Annotated in this window: 2 protein-coding genes; both read left to right on the top strand. The window is 64.2% G+C overall.

The genetic code is table 11. The annotated features are described in order from the left end of the window. Positions 1-468 (top strand): lyase family protein (locus ARTSIC4J27_RS21710; RefSeq protein ID WP_268794403.1); only part of this gene is annotated, 468 nt, incomplete at its 5' end. A gap of 97 nt (positions 469-565) precedes the next feature. Then, positions 566-1,423, top strand: an 858-nt coding sequence (locus tag ARTSIC4J27_RS21705; protein WP_152683941.1) for an amino acid permease, incomplete at its 3' end; no start/stop codon positions are given.

The following is a 1,423-nucleotide window of genomic DNA, read 5'->3' as shown; positions in this document are numbered from 1 at the left end:
ACCCTCCCCGCCGTCCAGTCCGGCTCCTCCATCATGCCCGGCAAGATCAACCCCGTCATCCCGGAAGTCGTCTCCCAGGTCGCCTACGAAGTGATCGGCAACGACGTCACCATCACCATGGCCGCCGAAGCCGGCCAACTCCAACTCAACGCCTTCGAACCCATCATCGTCCACAGCCTCCACAAGAGCATCTCCCACCTCGAAACCGCGTGCCGCACCCTCACGGCCCGCTGCATCCGAGGCATCACCGCCAACACCGAACACCTCCGCCGTACCGTGGAACAATCCATCGGCCTGGTCACCGCCCTGAACCCCCACCTCGGCTACGCCACCGCCACCGCCATCGCCCAGGAAGCACTCGCCACCGGCAAAGGCGTCGCCGAACTCGTCCTCGAACACGGACTCCTCACCCACACCCAACTCCAGGAACTCCTCAGCCCCGAACGCCTCGCCAACCTCAGCAAGTAGTCCCCACCCGCCCCCTCGCCTCGCAAGCCCGGCCAGGGAACCCGGCGGGCGTGGGCCCACCACCCGCCCCAAAATCCCCGTCTGTAAGGACACCCCCATGACGAATTCCCCCATACCCGACCACCTCATAGACGGTGGGCATGCGCATGCCTCTGAGAGTGCCCTGCATGCCGAGGACAAGGGCTACCACAAGAATTTGAAGCCGCGGCAGATCCAGATGATCGCGATCGGCGGTGCGATCGGCACCGGCCTGTTCCTGGGCGCCGGCGGCCGCCTGAACGCGGCCGGCCCGTCCCTGGTCATCGCCTACGCCGTGTGCGGGTTCTTCGCGTTCCTGATCCTGCGCGCCCTGGGCGAACTGGTCCTGCACCGGCCATCCTCAGGCTCGTTCGTCTCCTACGCCCGTGAATTCTTCGGCGAAAAAGCCGCGTTCGTCTCCGGCTGGTTCTACTGGATCAACTGGGCCACCACCACCATCGTGGACATCACCGCCGCCGCCCTCTACATGCACTTCTTCGGCAACTACATCCCCTGGATGGCCAACGTCCCGCAATGGGCCTCGGCCCTGACCGCCCTCCTGGTCGTCCTGGCCCTGAACCTGGTCTCAGTCAAAGTCTTCGGCGAAATGGAATTCTGGTTCGCCCTGATCAAAGTCGCCGCCCTGGTCATCTTCCTCATCGTCGGCACCTACTTCGTCATCTTCGGCACCCCCGTCGACGGCCAACAAGTCGGCCTCAGCCTCCTGAGTGATAACGGCGGGATCTTCCCCAACGGCCTGCTGCCCATGATCATCCTCATGCAAGGCGTCCTGTTCGCCTACGCCTCCATCGAACTCGTCGGCACCGCCGCCGGCGAAACCGAAAACCCCGAAAAAATCATGCCCAAAGCCATCAACTCCGTAGTCTTCCGCATCGCGGTGTTCTACGTCGGCTCCGTCATCCTCCTGGCCCTGCTC

It is taken from the genome of Pseudarthrobacter siccitolerans, assembly GCF_001046895.1.
GTDB lineage: Bacteria > Actinomycetota > Actinomycetes > Actinomycetales > Micrococcaceae > Arthrobacter > Arthrobacter siccitolerans.
This window is presented reverse-complemented; position numbering and strand designations above follow the sequence as displayed.